This window comes from Psychrobacter raelei (genome assembly GCF_022631235.3).
In the GTDB taxonomy this organism is placed as follows: domain Bacteria; phylum Pseudomonadota; class Gammaproteobacteria; order Pseudomonadales; family Moraxellaceae; genus Psychrobacter; species Psychrobacter raelei.
Genome location: NZ_CP093310.2, coordinates 184,139 through 205,066 on the forward strand (window position 1 = coordinate 184,139; position 20,928 = coordinate 205,066).

The 20,928-nt window shown below is 44.2% G+C and carries 16 protein-coding genes and 2 tRNA genes; 14 read left to right on the forward strand and 4 right to left on the reverse strand.

The window, feature by feature from the left end; genetic code table 11:
* Nucleotides 1-158: 158 nt before the first annotated feature.
* The 3 genes from MN210_RS00790 to MN210_RS00800 form a co-directional block, all read right to left on the reverse strand.
* Nucleotides 159-1,079: a prepilin peptidase gene (locus MN210_RS00790; protein ID WP_338412387.1), complete on the reverse strand. Its 921-nt coding sequence runs from the start codon at nt 1,077-1,079 to the stop codon at nt 159-161.
* A gap of 83 nt (nt 1,080-1,162) precedes the next feature.
* Nucleotides 1,163-2,395 (reverse strand): type II secretion system F family protein, encoded by a 1,233-nt coding sequence (locus MN210_RS00795; RefSeq protein WP_425605623.1) that lies wholly within the window; start codon nt 2,393-2,395, stop codon nt 1,163-1,165.
* Between the two features lie 70 nt (nt 2,396-2,465).
* Nucleotides 2,466-3,728: an ATPase, T2SS/T4P/T4SS family gene (locus MN210_RS00800; RefSeq protein ID WP_338412388.1), complete on the reverse strand. Its 1,263-nt coding sequence runs from the start codon at nt 3,726-3,728 to the stop codon at nt 2,466-2,468.
* Between the two features lie 335 nt (nt 3,729-4,063).
* Between MN210_RS00800 and tpiA the strand changes: the two genes are divergently transcribed.
* The 14 genes from tpiA (at nt 4,064) to pnp (ending at nt 17,636) form a co-directional block, all read left to right on the forward strand.
* The gene (gene tpiA / locus MN210_RS00805; RefSeq protein WP_201545875.1) at nt 4,064-4,861 is read left to right on the forward strand and encodes a triose-phosphate isomerase; all 798 of its coding nucleotides are present in this window, start codon (nt 4,064-4,066) and stop codon (nt 4,859-4,861) included.
* Between the two features lie 165 nt (nt 4,862-5,026).
* Entirely contained in the window at nt 5,027-5,344 is a 318-nt protein-coding gene (gene secG / locus MN210_RS00810) for a preprotein translocase subunit SecG (protein WP_011959449.1), read from the forward strand.
* 278 nt (nt 5,345-5,622) lie between these two features.
* Nucleotides 5,623-5,707 (forward strand) — tRNA-Leu (locus MN210_RS00815).
* Nucleotides 5,708-6,080: 373 nt separating this feature from the next.
* Nucleotides 6,081-6,157, forward strand: a tRNA-Met gene (locus tag MN210_RS00820).
* A 143-nt stretch (nt 6,158-6,300) separates the two neighbouring features.
* Complete coding sequence (rimP, locus tag MN210_RS00825) at nt 6,301-6,801, forward strand: ribosome maturation factor RimP (protein ID WP_241878916.1); 501 nt, start codon at nt 6,301-6,303, stop codon at nt 6,799-6,801.
* A 291-nt stretch (nt 6,802-7,092) separates the two neighbouring features.
* Nucleotides 7,093-8,580: a transcription termination factor NusA gene (gene nusA, locus MN210_RS00830; RefSeq protein ID WP_011959451.1), complete on the forward strand. Its 1,488-nt coding sequence runs from the start codon at nt 7,093-7,095 to the stop codon at nt 8,578-8,580.
* A 17-nt stretch (nt 8,581-8,597) separates the two neighbouring features.
* Nucleotides 8,598-11,315, forward strand: coding sequence for a translation initiation factor IF-2 (gene infB, locus MN210_RS00835; protein WP_011959452.1), 2,718 nt, complete (start codon nt 8,598-8,600; stop codon nt 11,313-11,315).
* A gap of 196 nt (nt 11,316-11,511) precedes the next feature.
* The gene (locus MN210_RS00840; protein ID WP_011959453.1) at nt 11,512-11,934 is read left to right on the forward strand and encodes a ribosome-binding factor A; all 423 of its coding nucleotides are present in this window, start codon (nt 11,512-11,514) and stop codon (nt 11,932-11,934) included.
* Between the two features lie 22 nt (nt 11,935-11,956).
* A complete protein-coding gene (gene truB / locus MN210_RS00845; RefSeq protein ID WP_338412389.1) occupies nt 11,957-12,991 on the forward strand; it encodes a tRNA pseudouridine(55) synthase TruB in 1,035 nt (344 codons plus the stop codon).
* A 702-nt stretch (nt 12,992-13,693) separates the two neighbouring features.
* A complete protein-coding gene (locus MN210_RS00850) occupies nt 13,694-14,221 on the forward strand; it encodes a type 1 glutamine amidotransferase domain-containing protein (protein WP_241878917.1) in 528 nt (175 codons plus the stop codon).
* A 93-nt stretch (nt 14,222-14,314) separates the two neighbouring features.
* On the forward strand, nt 14,315-14,479 hold the full coding sequence (locus MN210_RS00855; protein WP_162853835.1) for a hypothetical protein: 165 nt from the start codon (nt 14,315-14,317) through the stop codon (nt 14,477-14,479).
* 38 nt (nt 14,480-14,517) lie between these two features.
* The gene (locus tag MN210_RS00860; RefSeq protein WP_338412390.1) at nt 14,518-14,679 is read left to right on the forward strand and encodes a hypothetical protein; all 162 of its coding nucleotides are present in this window, start codon (nt 14,518-14,520) and stop codon (nt 14,677-14,679) included.
* 155 nt (nt 14,680-14,834) lie between these two features.
* Entirely contained in the window at nt 14,835-15,101 is a 267-nt protein-coding gene (rpsO, locus tag MN210_RS00865) for a 30S ribosomal protein S15 (RefSeq protein ID WP_011959458.1), read from the forward strand.
* 420 nt (nt 15,102-15,521) lie between these two features.
* Nucleotides 15,522-17,636, forward strand: a complete 2,115-nt coding sequence (pnp, locus tag MN210_RS00870) for a polyribonucleotide nucleotidyltransferase (RefSeq protein WP_338412391.1) — start codon at nt 15,522-15,524, stop codon at nt 17,634-17,636.
* 334 nt (nt 17,637-17,970) lie between these two features.
* Here pnp and plsB read toward each other — a convergent pair whose 3' ends face one another.
* On the reverse strand, nt 17,971-20,823 hold the full coding sequence (gene plsB, locus MN210_RS00875) for a glycerol-3-phosphate 1-O-acyltransferase PlsB (RefSeq protein ID WP_338412392.1): 2,853 nt from the start codon (nt 20,821-20,823) through the stop codon (nt 17,971-17,973).
* Between the last annotated feature and the right edge of the window lie 105 nt (nt 20,824-20,928).

Consider the following 20,928-nt stretch of genomic DNA (forward strand, 5'->3'; position numbering starts at 1 on the left):
AGGCGTGCACTAAGCCAATAAAGCCCTAAGCCAGCAGCGTCCTAAGCTAATAGAATCCTAAGCTAATAGAATCCTAAGTTCGTAGCATTCTAAGCTAATAGAATCCTAAGCTAATAGAATCCTAAGTTCGTAGCATTCTAAATTAGTAATCCCCTAGGCTAATAGCGTCGCAAATACCAGTGCATCAACGCCTCACCATATAACAGTGCAACCAAGCCCGCTAACGCCAAATAAGGACCAAAAGCAAAGGGCTGGCTCTCCCGTCGTTTTTTTAGCAATATAAGCCCCATGATAGTGCCGAGCACGGAAGATAGCAAGATGACAAATGGCAGCATAAATGGCCCAAGCCAAGCTCCCAGAGCCGCCAGTAGCTTAAAATCGCCTTGGCCCATACCTTGCTTGCGGGTAAATAAATAAAATACTTTCACCACCACCCATAGACTAAGATAGCCTAAGATTAGCCCCCAAATAGATAAGCTTGGCGACACAAAAACGCTGTGGCTGTTCACCATAAGCCCCAAGATAGCTAAGGGGTAGGTCAGATTATCGGGTAAATACTGCGTCTCAAAATCAATCCCCACCAGCGCAATTAATAACCACAAAAATACCAAGGCACAAAGGCCGGCAAGCGACATGCCCAATTGGTAAATCACCAAAACGCTCAGCACGGCGGTCAGAAGCTCAATCAACGGATAACGCAAACCAATGCGGCGGCGACAAGAGGCGCATCTGCCTTTTAGCCACAGCCAACTGATAATAGGCAATTTGTGACGCCAAGCAATGGGCGTATGACACTGCGGGCACTGTGAGCTTGGGCGCCACAGCGACAATGGCATATCTTGGGTGATGCAGGCAGCCACAGGCGCTAGCGCATCCGCTGGCACATCAGGCTGCGATTGCAAAAACTGTAGTGAGCCCAGTCGCCACTGCCGCTGCAGTATTAATGGGGTGCGATAAATCACCACATTTAATAAGCTGCCCACACACAAGCCCACTATGGCAAATACACCAAGAGCAAATACATCAGGCGTCGCTAAATTGTGCGGTTCAAAAAACTGCCAGACTTGCCAAAACTGCATAACATCAGCCTATTGTTTATAAAAATTGAGACATGATTCATCAGAAGGTTAATAAGGGCTTAGCGCTCAATAAAACACTGCCGCTAGCCAAGGATTGAGCCCATTTGAAAAATAGGTAAGTACATCGCCACTATCAACCCGCCGACCAGCAGGCCAATGATCACCATGATAATGGGCTCCATTAGGTCGGTTAACCCATCAACGGCATGGGTCACCTGAGCTTCATAATAATCAGCCACCTTATTAAGCATCTGCTCTAAGCTACCAGACTCCTCGCCGATACTCACCATTTGTACGGCAAGAGCTGGAAAAAGCTGGCTGTTGCGCATGGAGCGCTCAAGGCGTTGACCAGCAGCTACCTGTTGTCTCATCTGGTAGGTGGCCGTCTCAAAGACATGATTGTCAGTTGCAGCGGCAGTGGCACCTAGTGCTTCTAACAGCGGGACACCTGCAGCATAAGTGGTGGCTAAGGTGCGGCAAAAGCGGGCAATAATGGCTTGATAGGCTATGCTACCAAAAATGGGCAGCTTTAATATCGCTTTGTCGAGCCACTGATTAAAGCCTAGGCTGCGTTTTTGGGCCTGCCTAAAAGTGATTACAGCCGCTATCGTCAGTAGCAAAAAAATTGGCCAAAGCTTTTGCATGATATGAGACAAAGTGACTACAAATTGGGTAAAGGCAGGCAGCTGTGACCCCATAGAGTCATATAGGTCTGCGAACACCGGCACCACTTTTAACAATAAGATAATACTGACAATCATCGCCACCAGCATGACGGCTAGCGGATATTTGATGGCTTTTTTTAGCTTAATTTTAAGCAGCTCGTTGTTTTCTTTGTAATCAGCGATGCGCTCAAGTAAGGTATCTAGCGTGCCGGAGTGCTCTGCTGCAGACACTAAAGCACAAAACAGGTCATCAAACTGTTTTGGATGGGCCCGCAGGCTATCTTCTAAGGACATACCAGTCTCAAGCTGCTGTTTTACCCGTAAAACCAGCTGCTTCATACTGGGTTTATCAAGTGCTTGAGCAATAAGCTCAAAGGCCTGTACTATGGGCACGCCGGCCTTGGTCATCGTCGCCAATTGCCGCACAAACAGACTGATATCAAGTGCGGTTATCTTCTTTTGCCGACGCCAAAGCGCTTTAGGCTTACGCCGAATGCGCTGGGTCACTATGCCTTGTTTGCGCAGCTGAGCTTTGGCCAGCGCCATACTGCTACTGGTCAGTATGCCTTTTACCTTCATACCTTGAGGGTTGATGCCTTGATACACAAACTCAAGCGTTTTGAGTTTGGTTTGATTGGGGACGGGGCTCACAACAGATACCTCAAGTAAAGAAAATAAGAGTGTCAGATAGATCCAGATAGATAAGGTAGCCAACGCTGCATTACTGGGCCGTCATGCGGGTCATTTCTTCAATGCTAAGGATGCCTTGAAGCACTTTCAAAATAGCGGCCCGCCTTAAGTCAAAAAAGCCTTGCTCGGTGGCAGCCGCTTTTATCTCAATGGCATTAGCACCTTGCATAATCATTTGTGCAAGCGCCGTGTTCATGGGCATCACCTCAAACACACCGATGCGCCCTTTGTAACCCTCACAGCACTTATCACAGCCCACCGCCTTATAGATGATATGCTCAGGCTGTGCCAACTCTTCGGCGCTAAAGCCAATCTCAATGAGACTTACCTTAGGAACCACACAAGGGATTTTGCAGTGGCGGCACAAGCATCTTGCCAGACGCTGCGCCACTACCAGACTAATGGCGGTAGCAATATTAAAGTAAGCTACGCCCATATGATGCAGGCGAGTTAAGGTTTCAGCAGCTGAGTTGGTGTGCAGGGTAGAGAGCACCAAATGGCCAGTTTGTGCCGCTTTAATGGCAGTATCCGCGGTTTCAAAATCACGTATCTCACCCACCATTAATACATCGGGGTCTTGGCGCAAAAATGACTTTAAGGCCACCGCAAAGCTCAGTCCGACTTTAGGATTGACGGTGACCTGATTGATACCTGTTAAATTAATTTCAACCGGATCTTCTACAGTGCAGATATTGGTGGCCACCGTGTTTAAAATATCTAGACCGGTATAGAGCGATAAGGTTTTGCCAGAGCCTGTGGGGCCGGTAATTAATAAGATACCTTGCGGCTGCTGTAGCGCTTGTAAAAACTGCTGTTTTTGCTCAGGCTCAAGCCCGAGGCTATCAATACCAGCGATAGAGGCGGCTGGATTAATAACCCGAAGCACAATTTTTTCACCGAACAAAGTGGGTAGAGCATTGGCACGAAAGTTTAGTGTCGGCATCCCATTTAGTTGCAGCCTAATACGGCCATCTTGAGGCATACGCCGCTCAGATATGTCCATTTGTGCCATAATCTTTAGGCGGGCACATATCTTAGCTTGCAGCTCAAGCGCTGGTGTGGCCACTTGCTGCATGACGCCATCGATACGAAAGCGTACCCGAAACGTATGCTCATAGGGCTCAAAGTGTAGGTCAGAGGCGCCTTTATCTACTGCCTGACACAATAAATCCTGTACCAGCTGAACTACCGGATCTTGCTGTAAATCATGAGGCTGATGCGCGCCATGCTCTGCCTGTGCTAGAGTCGCAGAGGGAGCGGCAGCTAGTTGATTAAGCGAAGGGGGCCGGGACATATCGCATCCTTGTCTGAGTAGGCGTAAGGGGCATTAGCAACCTCTTACAGTTAAGATCGGGTGGTTTGTTCAGACAATTGGCCTAAAATTAACGGCTTAGCCAGAGTAAATTGAGTTAGCTTAGGTTAACACAGTTTTTAATTTTAAATTTTGGCGTTTTCAAAACAACAAAGGCTAAATCTGTTAGATAAGACTATGATATAATTTAGGGCTATCATATTTTTAGACAGCTAAACCTAAACAATGCGCTGTCACAATGTTGTTTGTTATTTTGGTTTTATTTATTCGGGGCTTAATAGGCCCTTTTGATTAATTGGTTTTTAGGTGAGCGTGTTATGAAGTCTTGGGTTATCGGAAACTGGAAGCTAAATCCTACGTCGCTTGAGCAAGTACAGCACTTGGTGACAGACTTAGTAGAAGGCGTTGACGCTCAAACCCGCAGCATGGATAATTGCCATCTTATGTTGGCCCCAAGCTTTTTACATTTAAGCCCAGTGCAGCAGGCACTTAACGCCAACTCATCTACTCTTAAGCTGGCTGCGCAAGATGTGAGCGCACTCAGTGCTGAATCAGGGGCTTATACTGGTGATGTCTCGGCTAAGCAGCTAAAAGATATGGGCGTACAGTGGGTGATTGTCGGTCACTCTGAGCGCCGTCAGTACTATAAAGAAAGCAACGCCGTACTGCTAAAAAAGCTGCTTAATAGCGCTGAGCAAGGCTTGGGCGTGATTTTGTGCATTGGTGAGTCAGAGAGCGACTTTGAGGCGGGTCACACTGAGCAAGTGTTGGATGAGCAGTTACAAGTTATTGCTGACTTTTTACAGCAATTAAAGCCTGAGCAGGCGGGATATGCCGAGCAAAACCTGATTATCGCTTATGAGCCGGTGTGGGCCATTGGTACCGGTAAGGTACCAAGCGTAGAGCAGGTGACACAAATACATCGCTTTATCCGTCAGCAGTTGCATTCATTTGATAATAAGCTTGATACCACCCCAGTGATTTATGGTGGCAGCGTTAAGCCTGAGAATGCTGCAGATTTTGCTGCCTCAGACCAGATCAATGGGGTGTTGGTTGGCGGTGCCGCCCTGCAGGCAGACAGCTTTCTTGCGATTGCTAAATGCTTTAATAACTAGATAAAATAAGCGGCGCTAGGCTTGATAGCTTGGCGCTCTGCCCTGATAAACGGTGACATGAACGTTGTCATAATAGATAGTTGTTGTGGTAAAACTGGGGATAAACACTCCCTTATATTTGATAACATTATCCTCTTTAACTCTTAAGATTAAGTAAGGCAAAGCATGTTTAACATTATTCTAGCGATTCACATTATTGTTGCTATTGCCATGATTGGGTTGATTTTAATTCAACACGGTAAGGGAGCTGATGCGGGCGCTTCATTTGGCGCAGGGGCTTCAGGCACAGTATTTGGAGCAGCCGGTAGTGCCAACTTTTTGACCCGTGCCACAGCCATTTTAGCGATTATCTTCTTTACTACCAGTCTAACTTTGGCGGTGCATGCACGCAAACAGGCTGAAGGTCAGTATCGCTTAGATGTTCCGGCCGCATCGCAAGCACCAGTGACGGCCCCTGAGCCTACGCCGGCTCCTGCTGAATAGGCTAGCATAGCTAAAACAAAGCGCTGCAGCTCAGTTGGCCTTGGTGGTAAACTAAATAGGTTGCACCCACTGTCAAAGACGAGTAGAATGTGCCACCTAATTTAATAAATATTAAAGCAATCTATGGGCACTATCTTCTTTTATATAGATTTTATATAAAAAAGTAGCGTTGCTATCTGAGATATCGTGATTACCGATCTGTTTAACCTCAATAACAGCTTGGGTAGTAAAAATCAGTCAGAAGCAAAATAAATAGAGAGCAGATTGAATTAGACAATGCGATTGTGGTGGAATTGGTAGACACGCCATCTTGAGGGGGTGGTGGCGCAAGCCGTGAGGGTTCAAGTCCCTCCAATCGCACCAATATAAAGACAAAGCACGTACCTATACTGTATGATGTGTCTGTTAAATCCGATTAAATTAGCAGATTTATCGACATTGCTATTGAAAATAAGCCATATATGCCTTATATACAAGTAGTAACGACAATATAGGACAGCCGGTTATGATGGCTGTGGACAGCAAATAAGCGTGAGCACTTATCAAAATCAGCTTTTGCTATAAAAGCTTATAATAAGATAAGTTACGGCGATATAGCTGGCCAAATGTGTTAAGATGTATCAGGTAAAGCTGTTAGAATAGGCGTTATCAGGGTAGTGGTTAAAGTTTTGAATTTAAATTAGTTTAATGCTTGACAACCCCTAATAAACTCCATATAATAGTCAGCCTAGATTGATGCGGGGTGGAGCAGTCTGGTAGCTCGTCGGGCTCATAACCCGAAGGTCGTTGGTTCAAATCCAGCCCCCGCTACCATTTTTTATTTCAATCTTACCTTTTTCATTTAACCCACCATATTGTTTGTGGGTTTTTTTGTATCTGTTATTTTTAATATTGCCTAATAGTCATAATATGCATTTATAATAGATACTTCTATTTATGGACTAAACAAATAAGTCATGAAGCTATCTAACAAAGTCACCCAGTTAACCGATATTATTGCACCAGCTGTTGCAGCTTGTGATGTGGCACTATGGGGTGTGGAGTTCCTACCGCAAGGTGGGCGTTCGCTATTACGCATTTATATTGAAGCCTTGCCAGAAGATAAAGCAGCCGATAAACAAGTTACTATTGAAAATTGTGCTGCCGTCACCCACCAAGTCAGTGGTGTTCTTGAAGTGCATGATCCCATTGCGGGCGAGTATGTACTTGAAGTGTCCTCTCCAGGTCTTGATCGACCTTTCTTTGCCCCTGAGCAAATGACAGATTATATGGGTCAGACCATCAATCTACGCTTGATTCAAGCTGTGGGTACTGGAAGTTCAAAACGCCGCAAAGTAACCGGTAAGCTTGAGCAATTAGATGACAAGCAGTTATCGGTCGTGACCGCTGACGGTGAGCGCTATGATATTGCCCTTGATAATATTGATAAAGCAAATTTAATCTATCAAGATCTGTAGTCTTAGGGTATAAGTTGGTTGAAAGCTTACTGTCATATTTAACTTGATTTGACATCGTCAGTTACTATTAATTCAGTCTAATCTAATCTGCATGTCTTAATTATTTATAAGGTATGCCAACTATCGATAAGTTATGTGCTTATATAGCGTGTAGAGACTAGATAGAATGAGGAAATAGTAGGCCGCGTTTTGAATGAGATTAAACATCGCAGCTTTTAGGCCTAAGATAAAAAATAAATTTTAATAATTTTTTGCTACTTTAAATGACAAGTAGGCGAGGATAGGTGTGTAATGAGTCGAGAAATTTTAACGGTAGTAGAAACCGTCAGTAACGAGAAAGGCCTAAATCCAGAAGACATCTTTGAGGCAATTGAAGAGGCTTTGGTGGTTTCTACCAAAAAAAGAGTTTATACCGAGCAGCCAGAAGTGGCAGTAAGGGTTGAAATTGACCGTGATACCGGTGATTATGATACCTATCGCTATTGGACTGTGGTTGCCGACGAAGACCACGAAATGCCAGCATGTCAATTAGCCATCAGTGATTTAGATGAAAACGAATGGTCTATTGGTGACATTAAAGAAGAGCAAATCGAATCTATCGAATTTGGACGTATTGCCGCCACTCAGGCCAAGCAAGTGATTATCCAAAAAATTCGTGAAGCAGAGCGTGCATTAACTGCCGATGCCTTCGAGCCAAGAATTGGTGAGATGATGTATGGTGAAGTTAAAAAACAAACGCGTGATGGCTATATTATTGATTTAGGGGATAATGCTGAAGGCTATTTATCTCGTGATCAAATGCTGCCTCGTGAACAATTACGTGTAAAGTCTCGTATTAATGCTATCCTATACCATGTGAACCGTGACAACCGCGGCGCACAGTTATTGTTATCGCGCACCAGCCCAGATATGTTGGTGGCGTTAATGAACAAAGAAGTGCCTGAGATTAACGAACAAATCATTGAAATCCGTGATGTGGCTCGTCAGCCTGGGGTTCGTGCGAAAATTTCAGTAAAAACCAATGACCATCGCATTGATCCTGTAGGCGCGTGTATTGGTATGCGTGGTACCCGTATCCAAGCGGTACAGTCTGAGCTTGATGGCGAGCGTATTGATGTAATCGTGTGGTCTGATGACCCCGCGCAATATATCATCAGTGCACTTGAGCCTGCAGATGTTAGCAGTATTATTTTAGATGAAGATGCCAAGACCGCAGACATCATCTTTACCGCCAACGATCAGTTAGCGCGCGCCATTGGTGCCCAAGGCCAGAACGTACGTTTGGCTTCTGAGCTAACCGGTTATAAGTTAAACATGATGCTTGAGGCGGAATACCTTGAACGTCAACAAAACGAAACAAAAGCCTATCTTGAGCTGTTCTACAATCGTCTAGAAGTAGATGAAGACTTAGCTCAAGCGCTAGTAGATGTAGGCTTTACCAGTATTGAAGAAGTGGCTTATGTGCCTGTTGAAACCTTCTATGACATCGAAGGTCTTGACGACGACGCAATTGAAATGATTCAAGAGCGTGCAAAAGAAGTAGTCATTGCTGATGAACTGGTTAAACAGCAAAATATGAAAGAGCCAAGCAAAGAGTTGCTCACAATGGACGGCATGACGACCGACTGGGCGTACAAGCTGGCTCAACGTGACATCATCACGTTAGATGATTTAGCAGAACAGGCAGTATTTGATCTTGAAGACATTGAAGGTCTTGATGAGAAAACTGCTGGTGAGTTGATCATGAAAGCACGTGAATCTTGGTTTAATGAAGAATAATAAATAGGTGACTATAAATGGCAGATAAGACCGTCAAAGAATTAGCAGACATGGTAAGCAAGACAGTCAGTGCAGTACAAAAGCAACTGACTGATGCTGGGCTGCCTGCTCGTGGCGAGGATGACCTGGTCACCGAGCTTGAGCAAGAACAGTTAGTAGCATTCTTAAAACAATCGCACGGACAAAAAGAGAAGCGTCGTATTAGCCTAAAATCTAAAACGACGAGCACCGCTCGTGTGACTGGCTCCTCGGGCAAGTCAAAAAGCGTCAATGTAGAAGTGCGTAAGAAAAAAGTATTTGAAAAGCCAGATCCTAATAAACTGGCTGAAGAAATTGCAGCGCGTGAACAAGCGGCTTTAGAAGCCAAAAAACGCGCCGAAGAAGAAGCCAAAAAGCGTGAGCAGGTCAAAAAAGAAGCTGAAGAACGTCAAGCAGCAACTTTGGCAGCCATGCGTGCCAACTTAGGTGGCGGTTCTTCTTCAAGCGATAAAAAAGAAGAGTTATCTACTGTCGTGGTGAAAAAAGGCAGTAAAGCTGCTGCTGCGGCAAAAGAAGCGCCTAAGAAGAAAGTGGCTCAGACCAAACCTAAAGTAGAAACGGCCGCTGAGCGTAAAGCCCGCGAAACCCGTGAAGCAGAAGAAGAACGTCTACGTCAAATTGAAGCAGAAACCCGTCGTAAGCAAGCCGAAGAAGCTCAGAAGAAGACCCTTGAGCAGATGCGCAAAATGGCTGGCAAATACAGCGACAAAGATCCCGTGGCAGAAGTTCGTAAGGATGAGCCATTGGCCGAAGGTCTGGTGGGTGAAGCGTTAGAAGAGTCTTTTGAAAAAGAGCGTCGTGAAATTAAACGTGGATCTGCCAGCACTGCCACTCGTGGCCGTCGCCGTAAAGGTCAAGAAGAGCGTGAAATTCGCAACCGTAAGCATGGTCTAAAATCAAGCCAAGCCTCTCAGCATAAGTTTGAGAAGCCGGTTGAGAAGATTGTGCATGATGTAGAAATCGGCGAGCAAATCGTTGTTTCAGACTTAGCGCAGCGCATGGCGGTGAAAGCCCGTGAAGTGACTAAACTGCTTATGAAGATGGGCGAGATTGTCAGTGCTGACCAAGAGATTGATCAGGCCACGGCCAGCTTAATCGTTGAAGAAATGGGTCACAACCCAATTCCAGTAAGCGATACCAAGGTTGAAGACGACTTACAAGAAGCGGTAGAAGAGCGCCGCAGTAATGTTCAGACACGTCCGCCAGTGGTTACCATTATGGGTCACGTTGACCATGGTAAAACCTCGCTGCTTGATAAAATCCGTGAAACCAAAGTAGCAACGGGTGAAGCCGGTGGTATTACCCAGCATATCGGTGCTTATCACGTTGAGACCGATCGCGGCGTTATTACTTTCTTAGACACCCCAGGTCACGCAGCGTTTACCGCCATGCGTTCACGTGGTGCTCAAGCGACCGATATCGTTATTTTGGTAGTAGCTGCTGATGACGGTATGATGCCGCAAACTGAAGAAGCTATTGACCATGCTCGTGCTTCAGGTACACCGCTAATTGTTGCTATTAACAAGATGGATAAGAGCACTGCAGATCCAGATCGCGTATTAAATGAGTTAACCACAAAAGAAGTGGTTACTGAAGCGTGGGGCGGTGATGTGCCTATGGCGAAAATCTCTGCTAAGACCGGTGAAGGTATTGATGAGCTGTTAGAGCTGATTAACCTACAAGCTGAGCTTATGGAACTTGAAGCCCCAACAGACGGCGCCGCTCAAGGTGTGGTTATTGAATCTCGTCTAGAAAAAGGCCGTGGTGCAGTTGCTTCTATCTTAGTTAAGAAAGGAACTCTAAACCAAGGTGACCTAGTACTTGCTGGTGAATTCTACGGTAAAGTACGTGCGATGACTGACGAGACCGGCAAACGTGTCAAATCAGCGGGCCCTTCTATTCCCGTAGAAATCTTAGGTCTACCGGATACACCTGCGGCAGGTAGTGAATTCTTGGTAGTCTCTGATGAGAAAAAAGCACGTGAAGTTGCTGAATTCCGAGCCACTCGTGAGCGTGAGCGTCAACTTGAGCGTCAAAACAAAATGCGCCTTGAGAGTATGTTTGAGCAGATGGGCCAAGATGACTTGTCATTCTTGAACATCATCTTAAAAACAGACGTACGCGGTACACTAGAAGCGCTACTTGCAGCCTTAGAAGATCTGTCAACTGACGAAGTTAAAGTTAAGGTTATCAGCTCAGGTGTTGGTCCGATTGCTGAGTCTGATGTGACATTAGCTGAGTCAAGCGAAGCGGTATTATTAGGCTTTAACGTCCGTGCCGATAATGCGGCCAAGCGCAAAGCTGACGAAGCTGGTATCGATATTCGCTACTACAGCGTTATCTATGGCCTAATCGATGATGTTAAAGCGGCAATGAGTGGTATGTTGTCTCCAGAGCATCGCGAAAAAATCTTGGGTATTGCTGAAGTACGTGATGTATTCCGCTCTAGTAAATTCGGTGCAGCTGCCGGTTGTATGGTGGTTGAAGGTACCATATACCGTAACAAGTCTATCCGCGTATTACGTGATGACAAAGTGGCCTTTACCGGTCAATTGCAATCATTACGTCGCTACAAAGATGACGTGAACGAAGTACGCTCTGGTATGGAGTGTGGTCTTGCGGTTCGCGGCTACGATGTAGAAGTCGGCGATAAGATCGAAGTATTCGAAATCCAAGAAATTCAGCGCACCATCTAATCTGATTTTCTTGTAGCATAAGACCTATCAGGTCATCCTGTTAGGTCTTTTTTTTTAGTAAAATTTTAACAGCTTTTTAACAAGCCCCATTTATTGAGTTGTTCGATAACTCTTTTGGCTATTTTATTATCCGTTATCACAATTTTGGCCAAATAAAGGTCATCTAAGCCTGATAACGACATTGAAGGATATAACCATGAACCAACGTTTACAGCGCTTGGGCGATCAAATTCAGCGTGAACTTGCTGTACTTATCCGTGATGATGTTAATGATCCTCGTTTGACAGGGTTTGTGACCATCTCGAGTGTCAAAGTCAGCTCTGACTTGGGCTATGCAGACGTGTATGTCACCATCATGGAGCCTGAGCTTAATGATGCGATGAGCAAGCACAGTCATGAAGAGAGCCTAAAAGTGCTTAATAAAGCGGCAGGATTTTTGCGTACTGAGTTAAGTCACAGCTTAAAGACCCGTACCACACCTCGCTTAAGATTCCATTATGACGAAGTAACAGCGCGCGGTAACTACATGATGGACCTGATTAATAAGGCAGTGACTAAGACGGAGCAGACATCAGCAGACGATGATGCAGACCGCTTAGACAGTGAAGACCGTTCTTAATCAAAATCAACTTAGAGTAGATATGATGACCGAAGAGATCATTCAATCAGCGCCTGCTGCTCCGCTCAAAAAAAGCCGAGTTTCAGGGGTTATTTTAATCGATAAGCCGCAAGGTCTGACCTCGCAGCAGGTGGTATCTAAGGTTAAGTATCTGCTTAAGTCACCTTTGCACGACAGCAAAAAAGCCGGTCATACTGGGACTCTAGATCCTATGGCGACCGGCTTATTGCCTGTATGCTTAGGGGAGGCGACTAAGTTTAGTCACTACCAGCTTGATGCTGATAAGGCGTATCAGGCCACTATTAAGCTTGGCATACAAACCGATACTGGAGATGCAGAAGGGCAGAGCATTGCTACCGCGGCTGTACCTAAGCTAACTGCGGCTGAGCTAGAGGCTGTGGCGCAGCAGTTTATGGGAGATATTAAACAAATACCGCCCATGTATTCTGCGCTAAAAAAAGACGGAAAAAAACTGTATGAGTATGCCCGCGCCGGTATTGAGATTGATCGTCCGGCACGGCCTATCACTATTCAAGCAATAAGCTTAACCTTGGGCGCGCAGTCCGACGAGCTGATTTTAAATGTCACTTGCTCAAAAGGCACCTATGTTCGAGTGCTGGGAGAAGACATTGCCGCAGCGTTAGGCACGCTTGGGCATTTAACTGCTCTGCGCCGTACTCAAGTGGGACATTTTGATATTGCCGAAGCAGTAAGTCTTGAGGCGCTTGAGGATCTATCTCACGAGCAGCGCTTGGCTTATTTATTGGGTATTGATGCCTGTATCAATGGCATACCGACCCTTGAGGTGTCTGACAGTCAGTGTGCTCGCCTGCATATGGGGCAACGTCTTAATATCAAGCCTCAGCTTGATAAGGACATCACTGATTATATACAGGCCATGTTAAGTCAACGGCACAGTGATGCAGATGATAGTGGTAAGGACGAGGCGTTAGATTCAGTAGATATCAAGCTTGTGAACCCTAAAGGCGAGTTTTTAGGCTTGGGGGCAGTAGAGCTAAACGGCCGCTTACAGCCCAAAAAAATGATTCAACGTTAATGATTGGTTAATGGTAGTGAATACTAGGTAAACTATTAATTACTTTAAAGCTATCAGTAAGTTTTGCAAAATACGGCTCATACCCATTGGTATGGGCTTTTTTTGTGCTTAAGATAGATGCTTTTTATCATAATTCACCCTTTAAACAGTTTACTGAGTTTAAACACAGCTCACAATACAATACATTTCCTTGCAACTGGTATCTTTTCGCCTTGATATTTAGCTTGTATTCTTAATATCAAGACTGACAAGGAGCGCGCCGGTCTTATAAAAAATAAGTTCAAAAAATGAACACACATGGATGTATCTTAGAATAAGACATTCAATAAAAACTAAAAAAACAAAACAAAAAAAGAAAGAAAAGAAGAAATTCACAACAAAAAAATCAACCAAATAAAGCTAGGCGATAAAACATAATTAACACTATGAATAACAACTATAAAAGCATATCCCAGCTGACAATAATAATGATATAAATACTTATTTTTATAATAACTTATAGAACATCAATAGCAAAACAAGAAAAAAAGCAAAAGACGAACAACAAAAAAAGAAAAACAAAAGAAGAACAGCAGATGAGAACGGGGATAATAAAAGTATAAAACTACCTGTGACTAAATGACCAATTATCAACGGATAGATTGCAACCTATAAATTAATCAATAAAGATAATTAGACTAACAAATAACGGAGATCTAAACCATGAGTAAGCGTATCGCTTTTTTATTAAACTCTCATTTTGAGCAAGCCGAATATGCTGACGTAGATCGCTTGTTAAAGGACAAAGGTTATGAGACCGTACTGATTACCACCAATGATAATAAAACGGTTCAGGCCATGCAGCAGGATGTGGACAAAGCAGACACCTTTACTGCTGACTTATTTTTAAGTGAGGCCAGCGCTGAGGATTATGACGCGGTGGTTTTACCAGGTGGAACCGTTAATGCAGATACCATTCGTATCGACAAGAGTGCCCAAAATTTTGTTAAACAGTTTTACGATGCCAACAAGCCTGTAGCGGCCATCTGTCATGCACCTTGGCTGTTAGTGAATAGCGGTTTGGTAAAAGGTAAAACAGTAACCGCTTATCCGTCACTGCAAACTGATATAGAAAATGCAGGCGGTACTTTCGTGGATAAATCTGTACAGCAAGATGGCAATATTATTACGTCACGTAAGCCAGATGATATCGAAGACTTCGTAGCAGCTATTGATAAGGCACTGTCTTAACTTTAATAGCTGGTTAATTTATCAATCCCTCTAACCCATACTCAATTTTTCTAACCCATACATTGAGAAAAATCATCATATAAGGAATATATTATGACACAGTCTAATGATAATAAATTTGAACAGCAGCAGTCGGACGCCGAATTAGCCGGTCTAAAGAACCAAGTAGAAGGTAATTTGGGTGAAAATAAAGACAAATCAGAGGAACAGGCCGCTGAAGGTATCGCAGATAACTTAGCGCAGGGTAACGATAAATAGATTTCAGCATTTATTAGCCCTTTATTTAGGAGAACGATATGAGTAATACTCAACAAGGCGCTACCCCCTTAAATGGTGATGCCATTGAAGAGGCGCTAGAAGAGCGCCAAACGCCTGACTCATTAGCCGAAGCAACTACTGCCGAAGAAGACAGTCAAGCTTTAGGTCGTCATGCTACCGAGGCCGATGCCGAAAAATAGGCGCTTTTAGGCCATAAAAAAAACTACTCACTTCAGAGTAGTTTTTTGTTATAATGATAGGCTTACTTAGTCATTTTTTTAGGTCATCTCTAGTAATGCAGGGATGTCCCCAATGAAACTGACTTTATTTTATCAATGCATTGCAGGAGATAGTTATGTTAACTAACACCGATCGTCAACAAGTTATTGCTCAATATCAGCGCGCCCCTGGCGATACTGGTTCACCAGAAGTACAAATCGCTTTATTAAGTGCTCGTATCAATGATCTTCAAGCTCACTTTAAAGAGCATAAAGGTGATCACCACAGCCGCCGTGGTCTAATCCGTATGGTTAACCAACGTCGTAAGCTGTTAGACTACCTAAAACGTAAAGACTTAACTCGTTACGCGTCACTAATTAGTGAACTAGGTTTGCGTCGTTAATTTTAATTTCTATCTTGGCCTCAAGCACTGCTTATTTGGGCTTGATGTCACAGTAGATTTTAAATTAAAGCGCTCATGCCTTACGAAACAAAAAACGGTGTGAATATTTCACGCCGTTTTTTGTATCTAAACATTTAGCCAGCCTAAGATTTTATAAAGTCGCTTAGCTAAATGCCCCACAGGGAGGGGATGACTTTTATTGGTCAAGTATGGCAAATCCCTGTAAAATAAGAAGCCGTCTAGTTGCTGACCTTGGGCTTCTAACGTATAAGGTGTTTACCAAAAAGCTGTGTATTTCATCATATTTGGATGAGAGCAGGTATTTGGATAAGAGCAGTTAAACGTTAGAGGCTAACACTAAGTCGCAATAGACGAATTTATTCATTCGTATCCGAAGTTTATAAAAAATAGGAAAAATTAATGTCAATGTTTAATACCATTTCTCGAGAGTTCCAGTACGGCAACGAACAAGTTGTTATTGAAACCGGTCGTATCGCACGACAAGCCAATTCAGTATTGGTTCATATGGGCGGCGTATCAGTATTGGTCGCTGTGGTTGTAAAAAGCGATGCTAAAGAAGGTCAAAACTTCTTCCCGCTAACCGTCAACTATCAAGAAAAAATGTACGCTGCTGGGAAAATCCCAGGCGCTTATGGCAAACGTGAAGGCCGTCCTACTGAGTTTGAAACCCTAACCTCACGTCTCATTGACCGTCCCATCCGTCCTTTATTCCCAGAAGGTTATGTCAACGAGATCCAGATTACTGCCACAGTCATCTCAAGTGATAAAAAGCACTATGCTGATATCGCTGCCATGATTGGTGCTTCAGCTGCACTTTCAATCTCAGATGCGCCGTTTAATGGCCCTATTGGTGGTGCCCGTGTAGGCTTTATCAATGGCGAATACTTGCTTAACCCCTCAATTGAAGAGTTAAAGAGCAGTGATCTTGACTTAGTAGTGGCGGGTACTAAATCAGCGGTATTAATGGTTGAGTCAGAAGCTGCTGAGCTGTCTGAAGACCAAATGCTGGGCGCTGTATTGTACGGTCATGAACAGCAGCAAATTGTTATCGATAATATTGCTGAGCTGGCCAAAGCCGTGGGAACTCAAAAACAAGATTTTGTGGCACCTGAGCTAAATGCTGAGTTAAAAGAAAAAGTAACCACACAGTTTGGTGAGCAAGTGGCTGAAGCTTATGCCATTAGCGATAAGCAAGCACGCTACGAAAAACTAGATGAGATCAAGGCTGCAGCTATTGACGCCTTAGCAGGTGACCCTGAGTCAGAAGAGTTTGCTGAAAAAGAAGCTCAAATTAAAGAAATCTATAATGATCTAAAATATCGCACCGTTCGTGACGCCATTTTGTCAGGTAAGCCACGTATCGATGGTCGTGATTTAGATACCGTTCGTGCGCTAGATATTCAAGTAGGCGTATTGCCTTACACCCATGGTTCAGCGCTATTTACCCGTGGTGAGACGCAAGCTCTAGTCACCACGACTTTAGGTAATTCACGTGATGTAAACTTGATTGACTCGCTAGCGGGTACTATCCAAGATCATTTCATGCTGCATTACAACTTCCCGCATTATTCAGTGGGTGAAACTGGCCGTGAAGGCGTGCCAAAGCGTCGTGAAATTGGTCATGGCCGTCTGGCTCGCCGTGGTGTTCAAGCCATGCTTCCAGATAGCGACCGCTTCCCATACGTTATCCGTGTGGTGTCTGAGATTACTGAATCAAATGGTTCGTCTTCAATGGCGTCAGTTTGTGGTGCCAGCCTTGCCTTAATGGACGCTGGTGTGCCGTTAAAAGCCCCAGTAGCTGGTATCGCTATGGGTCTGGTCAAAGAAGGCGACCGCTTTGCTGTCTTATCAGATATCCTAGGTGATGAAGATCATTTAGGTGATATGGACTTTAAAGTGGCCGGTACTAAAGACGGTATCACAGCCTTACAGATGGATATTAAGATTGAAGGTATCACCTCAGATATCATGGAAAAAGCACTTGAGCAAGCTCATGCCGGCCGTATCCATATCTTAAATGCCATGAACGAAGTATTGCCAGCCAGCCGTACTGAAATTAATGCGCATGCACCAAACTATGCGGTCATCGAAATCAATTCTGATAAAATCCGTGATGTGATCGGTAAAGGCGGCGCAACCATCCGTCAATTAACCGAAGACACCGGTGCGGTTATCGATATTGATGACAATGGTACCATTCGTATCTTTGGTGAAAACAAAGCCGCGACCAAAGAAGCCATCCGTCAAATCGAAGCCATCACCGCTGAAGTGGAAGTGGGCAAAGTATACAAAGGCACCGTTGCGCGCGTTGTAGACTTTGGTGCATTCGTAACGGTTTTACCAGGTACTGATGGTCTGGTACACATCTCACAAATCGCTGATGAGCGTGTAGAGAGCGTATCGGATTACCTAAGTGAAGGCCAGCAAATCAATGTGTTGGTGCAAGATGTAGACAACCGTGGTCGCATCAAATTAACCATGAAAGGCGTTGAGCAAGAGCAGACTCAAGCTTAAGTCTATTCAAGGTTAGGCGTAAAAAACATTGCGCCTATCAAAGTAGATCCCATCCAAAAATAAGTGGATAAATTAAAAAAACCAGATACTCGTGTATCTGGTTTTTTTATGCTCAATAATCCAAATCTTGATGACTTTTAAAAGACGTTACCATATTCAAACTTAAATATAGTCTCATATGGTGATAAATATATACTAGAAATAGAAAAATTATTTTATATCAATAATTTATGGTTAAGCATTGCTTATAAAATAAAAAAAAGGACAGCCTATAGACTGTCCTTTTTTTAAATAAGATATGGATGTAGGTTCCGTTCATATCGCAAAAAATTCACTAACGCTTACGACTAAATTTAATCAGTTTTTTGTTATTAATTTCGCTAATGGCGTGGTTGATTTCTTCTTCATCTAAGCTTGCCACGTGCTGCAAAATTTGCATGATGTCTGGGTTTAAAATGTAATGAGCATGACGGGCGATGTTATTAATACGCTCATCAAATGTTAATACTCCAGTTTCGGCATCTTTTTGTACATAATCTAGACGAAGGAGTGCGTTTAAGAAGCTGGTAAATAAGGCACGATCAAAAAAGTCAGGGATATCGTCAGCGTACAGTACCGATAAGCGCTGGCCTAAAAGATGGCACAAATCGACCACTTGATCAGCAGTTAAATTACCTGAGCCTTGCTGAGCCAAGAGCGCCAGTGACATAAAGTAGCGCTCAAGGCTTTGTGAAACTGGAGAGGCAAGCATATCAAGTTGCTGATACTGTTCACTGTTTTTCTCAGGGGTGCCCAAGATGCCATTGCCCAAGTCAACAATGATACCCAGTTCGATTAAGTTACTCAGCTTTTCATCAATTAAGCTTGGTAAGTTACGGGCGGCACGGTATAAAAACAGCTCACTTTGTAAGAAGGGATACAACTGAGTGACGATACTGTCTAAATGTTTGCGCTCGATGCGGCCATTACGATAGATAAGCGCAGCTAAGAAGGAGGAGATAATAAACACGTGCAAAATGTTATTGCGGAAGTAGCTTAAAATAGCAATTTGCTTGGGCATCACTTTAATCATATCACCTAAGATATGCGGGGTGCGCTCGATAAGCTTAAGCTTAATGCCATAATCGATAATCGACTGAGCTGACATATCCGTAATAATGGTGTCCTCAGCATAAGGAGAGCCATTGGCAATGGCTTGATACAAGGCAATCTGCTCACGGCAGCTTTCTTCATCTAAAGCGGCTTTGGGCGTAGACAATAACACCAAAGACAATAAAGAGATGGGGTTAATTACCGCAGCCTTGTTGATGTTTTGCATAATTTTCACACCCAAATTATCCACCATAGCCGCAGCTTTGGTGTCTAATGGTGTATTGGTGCGATCGGCCGGCAAGCTGTTGGGCGCCACATCGAACTTTTGCATAAAGTCTTCCATATGCAGCGGGGTACCAAAGCTTAAATGTACATGGCCAAAAATACGCTCAATCTTACGACTGACCTTTAATAAGCCTAATAGCGACTCAGATTCTTTTGGCTTGCCTTTAAGCTCGCCAATATAAGTGCCACCCTCCATAATACGCTCATAACCGATGTAGGTCGGAATAAAGGCCAATGGCTTGTTGGAGCCACGCAGATGGCTGTGCACCGTCATCGCTAGCATACCTAACTTGGGTGGCAGTAGACGGCCTGAGCGTGAGCGTCCGCCTTCAATGAAGTACTCAATAGGCGTGTTGCGCTGGATAAGTGTGTGTAGATATTCACGTAATACAGCCTTATAAAGCTCATTGTCTTTAAAGCTACGGCGAATATAAAACGCCACTGCACTACGTAATAAGGGACCGATGACAGGCACATCTAAATTGTTCCCTGCGGCCACATAGGGGAGACCCAGCCCCTTTTCAAAAATAATATAGGCCAATAGCAGATAATCCACATGGCTACGATGACAGGGTACATAAATCAGCTCATGGGTGGCAGCCAGACTGCGTACCCGCTCGAAGTGATGCACCTCTACACCGTCATACAGCTGAGTCCACAGCCAGTCTAAAAACTTGTAGAAGAATTTGACGACCGAGTAATTGTAGTCGTTTACAATCTCATTGGCATAGCCACGCGCCAGCTGGCGGGCTTCGTTTATACTGATATTAGAGGCGGTTGTTTCTTGCTCGCAGGCATGATTGATGGCCGGTGAACGGATCAATTTATCGACCAAATTACGCTTGTCTGATAAGTCAGGGCCAATCATGCTTTGACGCTGACTGTCTAAGAATCCATTGAGCTTATGCTGTACCAATAAGGTTAAGCTAAAGTTGGCCTCAGTGGCAGTGAGCAAAGCCGTCGAGGTGGGTAGAGCCTCGATGTTCTTTTTGGCTTGTAGTAGTAGCTCTTTTTCGCTCTTTGGCAGAGCTGTATCGGCCAATTTGGCATCATCAAAGAGATCATTGGCCACTTTTTCTGCCTCATCGCCTGGGATATGGTCGGCACCTGATTGCGAGAAAGTCTCAATAATGTCATGCAAAGACTGGGGTGGATGAAACTGCACAAAAGTATCACGGCCCATCACCCCAATATTAAACAGCTGCTTAGCAATGGTGGGCTCTTCCCAGTTGTCAGCCATTAGCAGTTTAAATAAGGAATCTTCATTTTCTGGTGCACGTCCCCAAAGAATAGATACTGGCACTAAGTTAATCTTAGGTGCTGAGTTTTGGCGGCAAGCAGAGACCAGTCTGGCCAGTCTTGGAGATACTTTTCGACCTTTGGCATCAGGGTGATTAAGGAAAATGACAGCCGCATTCTCATCTATATGATGCACGCTGTCTTCCACCCCAACCAAGGCGGGCGGGAAGCCATGCTTTTTGGTTTGTAAGTCAACTAAGACGCTATTAGAGCGAGAGTATTCACGTAAGACATAAAAGGTCAGTGCACCCTCTTCAGTATTAATTTCAGGCAGCTCTCCGATAACTTTCGGCTTTACAGCAAGCTCTAAGCTCTTTCCAGATAGCTTGCGGTAAAGCTGGTTTACTGAGCGACCTGAGCGTGAGATGGCCGCACCGGCCTGCGCCGCTTGCTCTTGAAAGCTAAGCGCTGAGCGCTGAGCATCCGACGAGTTATCTCGGTTACTTTTTTGGGTCTGGCGCTGTTTTTTTAGGCGCTGCTTTAAAGAATGCATTAAACGAGAAGGTAGCATAAGTCTTAGTTAAACCTATAAAAAAGATTGGGCTATATTGCCATGAAAATAAATAAAGTAGTACACTTGTACTCTCAAATTGCTTAATTACCCTCTTATTATAGA